Origin of the sequence: Caballeronia catudaia, from assembly GCF_001544755.2 — a bacterium.
GTDB lineage: Bacteria > Pseudomonadota > Gammaproteobacteria > Burkholderiales > Burkholderiaceae > Caballeronia > Caballeronia catudaia.
Genome location: NZ_FCOF02000096.1, coordinates 1 through 6,468, shown reverse-complemented (window position 1 = coordinate 6,468; position 6,468 = coordinate 1). Strand labels below are relative to the sequence as shown.

Genomic DNA, 6,468 nt, shown 5'->3' with positions numbered 1-6,468 from the left:
TCGAGATCGCGCAGCAGCTCGTCGCGGCGGGCGAGAAGATCGAGATGCTCTGCCTGCTCGACACCTACGTCCACGAGTACTGCCTGCCGTTCTCGCAGTGGACGCGCCATCAGGCAGGGCTGGTCGCCGAGCGCCTGCGTGAATTGCGTTCGCTCGATGCGCGCGGGCGCTTCGGCTACATGCGCGGCAAGGCGGCTGCGATCACCGATCGCGTGCGCGGGCGCATGGGCATGCGAACGGGCGCGGGAAGCCAGGCGCCCAAGCCTTCTGCCGAACTGGCTGGCCTGCCGCCCGCCCTTCTGCGTGTGCGCGAGTCGATGCGCATCGCGATGATGAACTACAAGCCGCGCCGCTACGATGGCGGACCGATCGTCTATGTGCGCGCGACCTTGCTCGACGATTCGTACGGCGATCCGCTGCCGGTCTGGCAGCGTGTCGCGAAGCAAGGGTTGCGCGTCATGAAGGTCGACGGCAGGCACACCGATCTCGTCGTCGAGCCGCATCTCGCCACGGTCGCAGAGACGCTCACGAACGCGCTCGCAGGCGGCTGAACGCGCGTGCGCACCGACCATACCGTCTGGCGTCCTACGACCCTAGAGCGGCCCGCTTGCCGTGAATCGTGACCGCGATGGCGGTCCAAGTCCTCGTCGATCGAATCCGTGGAGGAAGCCGACGAAAGCGGCGATTTCCGCGGTCACACACGAGGTCCGCGGCATCTGCAAAGAGCTGCCGGGTTTTTCCAGTCAGACACGCGCCCTTCCCGGAGAGCTGCGTCGACGGCTCTCAAAGCACATCACCGCGGGATCCGCTTCGAATCTCGTGGTGAAAGAAGAGGCCGCCGCGAAGCCGCAGGATCGGTCTTCGAACGCCAACTCGGTGATGCGTTTATACGTTCTGCCAAGCGAAGATAAGACTTCGTGCGAATGCGGTTTTCATCAACGGTGTTGCCCTGTTCATTTGCGTTGCGTTCTAGCTCGCGTCGCCTGCCTATCTCGGCGGAAGACATCGAACAGGTTCTCCGGTGAAAATCGACACTCGACCTGCGCATGGTAGTCCAGGCCGATCTTGAGCGTTCGCCCACCATGGACCCCGAACCTGATGAGCGGGTGCTCGACTGACCTCACGATGTTGCGTGGGGTGTCGCACTCCGTCGCAATTGTGTTGGCCGCAACGTCGATGCCTTCGGCCAGTTAGCCGGACCTTCTGCGTGAGGCTCCGCAGGATCCCGGACATATGAATCAGGTTCAGTTGCTTTCTTCATACATAAGCGAGAGTCGCTACGGTGCATGGAGAGAGGCCCATGAAAGATTCGTTTGAACCCCTTGTCCTTCGAATCTATCGAACGCCGAACGGCGAATGGGCAGGGCGACTAATGATCGGCAACGAAGATCTTGGCTGGCTTTCGGGGTGCGCCTCGCCTACGGAGGTGGAGCAGGCGGTTCGTGGAACCGGTATGTGCCCAGATAGGGTTGAGGTGCGTGCTTCATAGTTTCATGAAGCCGTCGGACTTCGATGGCGGCCTATGGCCTGGTCGTTGCGCTTGCGCGACGAGCGAGCGGTGCGGCAGGCAGGAAGAAGCCCTCGCGGTTCTCTTCGAGGCCACCGCAGCCCCAATGCAAGCGGAAGCGTCGCCACCGCGCCCACGTCCCGAAGAAGTAAGGTCTGATTCACCGACAAACATCTGAACGAGCGCGTCGTCACCGTCGTCAGAGGACGCTTGCGCGTCTCGGCGAATCCACTGCGGAAAATCGCGCACGGGCTCTGCGGGCGGATAGTCTTCGACTAGCGCGTAGCAGGCCGATATTCGGACCAGCGCGACACGTCATCAGAAACGGCCGGGCGCAGATCTGCTCGCGCACAGGTTCCGCCTGTCCGCTGTCTGAGTCTCCAATGCCAGCGCTCGTGTGTAACAACCCGCATCGGGGCCCAAGCACTGGACAGGTGGCAGCCAGACGGCCGCCACCTGGTTCTCTCCCTGGCGTTGCTGCCAGCCTTCTGCCCTCAGTCCGTCCGCACTTCGATCCGGCGCGGCCGGGCTTCGTCTCGGCGCGGTATTGTCAACTTCAACACGCCATCTTTCAGGTTCGCATCGATTTTCGATGCGTCCAAGTCAGCCCCAAGAGAGAACGCCCGCGCGAAGTGGGGCCGACGAATCTCCGCGTGCTGCAGACGCAGCCCCGCCGGCGTGGGTACCACCGCCTCGGCCTCGATGTAGAGGCTGCCATCGTGTACCTTTACGTCGAGCCGGTCCTTTGTCACGCCGGGCAAATCGGCCCACAGGGTCACGCCCTGGCTGTTCTCGAAGATGTCCACGGGCGGCGTTAGCGTGATGCGACGTTGCGACTGGTCGCCTTCACGCCGGGCCACTTCCGTTTCATCCTTCTTGGCAAGCTCTGTCGTATCGTTCATGATGTTCTCCTCAATCCGCAAACAATTTCATTGAACCGTGATAGCTCGCGGCTTCGACGTCTCCCGCTTGCCGATGCTCACGGTCAGGCAGCCATTGGTGTATTGCGCCGAGACCTTGTCGGGGTCAGCGTGCTGCGGGAGTTCAATGACGCGCCGGAAAGTACCGACGAACCGCTCCTGCGTGTAGGTGCGCATGTCGTCGCCAGTCGCTTCTGGCTGCAAAGGCTCGCGCACGCCGCTGATGGTCAGCAGCCCCTTGTCGATGGATACGTCGAGTTTCTGCGGGTCGACACCCGGCGCGAACGCGACGATCTCGATCGAGTCGTCGGTCGAGCCGATGTTGATCTGCGGGAAGGCGCCAAAAGGCCCGGAACGGATGCTGGACGGGAAACCGCCGAAGAGGCCTGCCATCTGCCGTTGCAGACGGTCGAACTCGCCAAAGAGGTCGGTTCCGAAGTTGAGTTCGCTCATGGTCATTTCCTCCTTTAAACGAGCAGGAAGACGAACCGGCCTACGCGCTCCAGTTCGTCTACCGTGCCGCGGGCAAACAAATCGAAACACGCAGCGCGCCGGACGGCTGGCGCGACTGCCTGGGCGGAATTTAAGATAGATTCTCAAGCAGAAATTTCAAGGGGCCCGTGATTTCTGTTCGTGAATTGAGTCGAGGCGACCGCCGGTCGCTCTCCCGGGACAGTGAGAGTCTTCATGCTGCTATATCGTGGCGGCATGCGTATTTCTGCGGTCGCCGGCCGCCTCGCCGGAAGCGCGTGAACTGCCTTTTCCCGCGCCCGTTTCGCATGCGCCGCAAATCATCGGGTGGACGGTCGTCGCGATGTTGTTCGCGGTGATGGCAGTCGTTATTGCACGCGTGTCGGCGTCATGAGAAGTCACGTATCCTGCAACCGACGACCGCGTTGTGGGGCGCCGCCTGCGTCGGCATCCTTGCACTCCGTTCCATCGGCGTCGATCTGCGTGACGGTCGAGCGGCCGATGATCGACGCGGAACTCGCATCGGTTCACCCGTGAGGGCTGCACGCTGACGCCGAAAGCGGCGCGCTGACGCCCATTCCGACACCATTATTATCGAGCTCACTGGGTGATTTCGCTCAGCCCTCCCGACGCTGACTTGGATCTGCCCTGCCGTCGCCGTGTACTTACTGTAGTCGCGTATCCAAGCAGTTTGCTAGGATCAGCGTGATGCGCGTCGGATCGCCGCGGAAACACTGGCGAGTTTCCCGCTGCTCCGCGGTGTCAAGTCAGTGATGCTTGATGGCAGATTGCCACCCTTGAATTTGCGGAAACACCCTCCTATTTTGAAATTGCGGTCGGTCCGGTCATGCTGGACCGTATTCATGCGCATCCATGCGTGCAGGCAACGTGCACGGAGAAAGGCGCGACATGCTGCCCGTGCATTCCTAGCCTGCCAGTCACGGAGGTGAAAACATGGACCTCAGAAATCTGATCCGCTGGAATCGCGACCGCAACGTACCGGCTGTACATCACCGCGAAGATGACCATCCGGTATTCGCGCTGCATCGTGAAATGAACCGTCTGTTCGACGACTTTTTCCGCAGCTTCGATTTACCGGCCCGCTTCGGTGCATCGCTCGGCTGGCCGAACATCGAGCTTAGTGAAAGCGATAACGAGATCAAGGTTATCGCCGAGCTGCCTGGCCTCGAACAGAAAGACGTAGATGTATCGCTGGCCAACGATGTCCTCACCATCCGCGGCGAAAAGAAAGGATCGTCGGCGGGTGCGGTGTACAGCGAGCGCTGGCAAGGCACTTTCCAGCGCTCGGTGCAGATCAGCCCGGATGCCGATCCCGATAGGGTCACGGCGGACTTCCGCAATGGGGTACTCACCGTGACCATCGCAAAACGGCCCGATGCGCCGAACCGCGTGCGTCGCATCCCGGTCAACGGCTGAGTCGTAAGCGACGGCCGGCGCCGCCCCCACAAAAAACAGCCGGCGCCGACCGTCGTGCGCGACGGTCTCAGCGACGCTTCGGGTACCGCATCTGCGGGCAAGCAAAGCATGCTTACCGACGGACGCAATTTTTTCGTTCATTGGACTATAGGGAGGCGCCATGCAAACGGAATACGTTACCCACTACCGCGGTTGCGACATCCATCCAGTCGTCACGACCGCCGAAGGTGGTCGCTATACAGCTGCGGCCATTGTCACGGACCGCGAGGGCGAAACCCGGACGCTCGGCGTCGAGGGCGATTTTGCCGGCTCGGACGAAGCCCGTAACCAGGCCATGGAGTTGGCCATCGCATGGATCCAGCGACGCCACGTGGTATCGGATCATTACGTGCGCCGCGGATAGCAGTGAGGGCGCCGTTCGGCACCGCCTGGCCGAACGGCGCGTCATTCAGTCCGCTTTACATAGCCGAAAAATCTATGCAGCGGTCTGCCGTGACAGCTCTTCAGGATGGAGCGCATCAAGGAACGACTTTCCCTCATCGGTGACTTGCGCACGACGATGCCCTTCGGCGGAGTGCTCGAGCATCATTAGTTGCCGCTCGCGCAGCGCGTCGGTTCGGCGCGCTTCATGCGAGTTGATCCGGTGCGTGCCGGACAAGCATCAGCGCCGCACATCCGTGTGGACTGAGCATCCTTGTCTCCCAGTAACAAAATCAAGCCGTAACCGTGCTGAGAAGGCCTGCGCAGTCACGCCGTGAGGCTGATGAGCGTTCACGTGGACCGCTTCCGTTTCAATCGTGAATCTCTCCGAGATTTGCTGCGGTGTGTCATGCATGATGGTGCTCCCCGAAACGATGCAAGAGACCGTGCGCCTCTCGGGATCCGCATGCTGCCATTCGATGGCCCACCGGAACGCACCGAGGAAACGCTCGTTGGCCTACATCCGTGCGTCATCGGGGACGTCAGCGCCGGGGCGGTGCGCTCGCCGCTCGCCGCTCATCGTCAGCAACCCTTTGTAGATCGAGCCGCCGATCGAGACGTCGATCTTTACCGGATCGAGTCCGGGTGCAAATGCGACGATCGAAGCGCGTCGTCGGTGCTGCCGATTATCGACGGCTAAAAAGGTGCCGATGCGCGTGACGCGCAGGCCGGTGGGAAACCCGTGAAGGCTCGCGATCCTCCGAGGGAAGGGGTCGAAGTCGTCCAGCAGGACCGTGAAAAGAAGATCGCTCATGACTGGCTCCTCGAGAGACCTTGAGAGGGGTCCGCACGGAGTTCAAACAAAGGCTACGCGGTCCGATTCGCCCGTCCGTGAAAACTGCTCACAAGAAATCGAAACACGCAGCGCGCTTGCGAGATGGGTCGCGCGATTGCCTGAATCCTAAAATAGTGCCCGGAATCGGAATCGCAAGAGGCTCCGCAACATACATGGGACGGAGGCTTCATGGATTTTTTCGATACGCTGCGCGAACAGATCGATACCGTGCGCCTGCCGCTGGTGGCGGTCACGGTGACTGCCGTCGCACGGGTCAACACGCCGCTGCTGGCGATCGTGCACTGGCATGGCTTTCGGCGTGCGACGCCGCTCGTACTGCCGGGCATCGACATCCCGCCACGGCCGGTGCCAGGCTCTGTGATCCAGTTCAGCGAGCCGTGACACACGTTTGAGGCGGTCGACGCGGCGCTACTCGATGCGGCGTGGCAACTCGGGGCGTGGGAGGTCGAACATAACGAGCGACGTGCCTGCAACGTAATCGGTGCGCCGGCGGGCGAAGCGCTCGCCTGCCGTCAGGCATTCGGGGAGTATGCGAATGGCGGGCCCACCGACCGCCATTTGCTTGACGATGCGCCGGACCGGCTCGAGCTGATGCAGCTCGGCTGCCAACAAGGGTTATCTGCGGTGGCAGTTCCGACCGGTGAAAGGCGGACTACGGGGCGAACTCGACGAGTCCGACGACACGCTTGCCTCAGATCGGGGTGGTCGCCCGCCCTGTCCAGTGTCGCCGCAACCGCGCCGGCCGGGCGCTGCGGGACGCACGATCTATCGACTTGGTCAGTCCGGCGCGTCCTGACACGCTGAAGGGTTTAGTTACAGTCACATTTTTCGTGCCCTTTTGAAGGGCGCGTCGCACG

At 61.8% G+C, this 6,468-nt stretch carries 7 protein-coding genes and 1 pseudogene; 4 read left to right on the top strand and 4 right to left on the bottom strand.

Annotated features, from left to right (window positions below; genetic code table 11):
* Positions 1-551, top strand: a 551-nt coding sequence (locus AWB75_RS35840; RefSeq protein WP_456061793.1) for a thioesterase domain-containing protein, incomplete at its 5' end; no start/stop codon positions are given.
* A gap of 1,450 nt (positions 552-2,001) precedes the next feature.
* On the opposite strand, the gene AWB75_RS35835 is transcribed toward AWB75_RS35840, so the two are convergent.
* Both AWB75_RS35835 and AWB75_RS35830 read right to left on the bottom strand, forming a co-directional pair.
* Positions 2,002-2,409, bottom strand: coding sequence for an Hsp20/alpha crystallin family protein (locus tag AWB75_RS35835; RefSeq protein WP_061128664.1), 408 nt, complete (start codon positions 2,407-2,409; stop codon positions 2,002-2,004).
* 27 nt (positions 2,410-2,436) lie between these two features.
* Positions 2,437-2,880: an Hsp20/alpha crystallin family protein gene (locus AWB75_RS35830; protein WP_061128663.1), complete on the bottom strand. Its 444-nt coding sequence runs from the start codon at positions 2,878-2,880 to the stop codon at positions 2,437-2,439.
* 972 nt (positions 2,881-3,852) lie between these two features.
* Between AWB75_RS35830 and AWB75_RS35825 the strand changes: the two genes are divergently transcribed.
* Both AWB75_RS35825 and AWB75_RS35820 read left to right on the top strand, forming a co-directional pair.
* The gene (locus AWB75_RS35825) at positions 3,853-4,335 is read left to right on the top strand and encodes an Hsp20/alpha crystallin family protein (RefSeq protein WP_061128662.1); all 483 of its coding nucleotides are present in this window, start codon (positions 3,853-3,855) and stop codon (positions 4,333-4,335) included.
* Positions 4,336-4,495: 160 nt separating this feature from the next.
* Positions 4,496-4,738 (top strand): hypothetical protein, encoded by a 243-nt coding sequence (locus AWB75_RS35820; RefSeq protein ID WP_061128661.1) that lies wholly within the window; start codon positions 4,496-4,498, stop codon positions 4,736-4,738.
* Positions 4,739-4,810: 72 nt separating this feature from the next.
* Here AWB75_RS35820 and AWB75_RS35815 read toward each other — a convergent pair whose 3' ends face one another.
* Both AWB75_RS35815 and AWB75_RS35810 read right to left on the bottom strand, forming a co-directional pair.
* Positions 4,811-4,993: a hypothetical protein gene (locus AWB75_RS35815; protein ID WP_407642208.1), complete on the bottom strand. Its 183-nt coding sequence runs from the start codon at positions 4,991-4,993 to the stop codon at positions 4,811-4,813.
* 279 nt (positions 4,994-5,272) lie between these two features.
* Positions 5,273-5,569 carry a hypothetical protein gene (locus AWB75_RS35810; RefSeq protein ID WP_061128660.1) on the bottom strand — a complete coding sequence of 99 codons (297 nt, stop codon included), beginning with the start codon at positions 5,567-5,569 and terminating at the stop codon, positions 5,273-5,275.
* A 210-nt stretch (positions 5,570-5,779) separates the two neighbouring features.
* On the opposite strand from AWB75_RS35810, the pseudogene AWB75_RS35805 reads away from it, so the two are divergent.
* A pseudogene (locus AWB75_RS35805) lies at positions 5,780-6,407 on the top strand (diguanylate cyclase).
* Positions 6,408-6,468 lie beyond the last annotated feature (61 nt).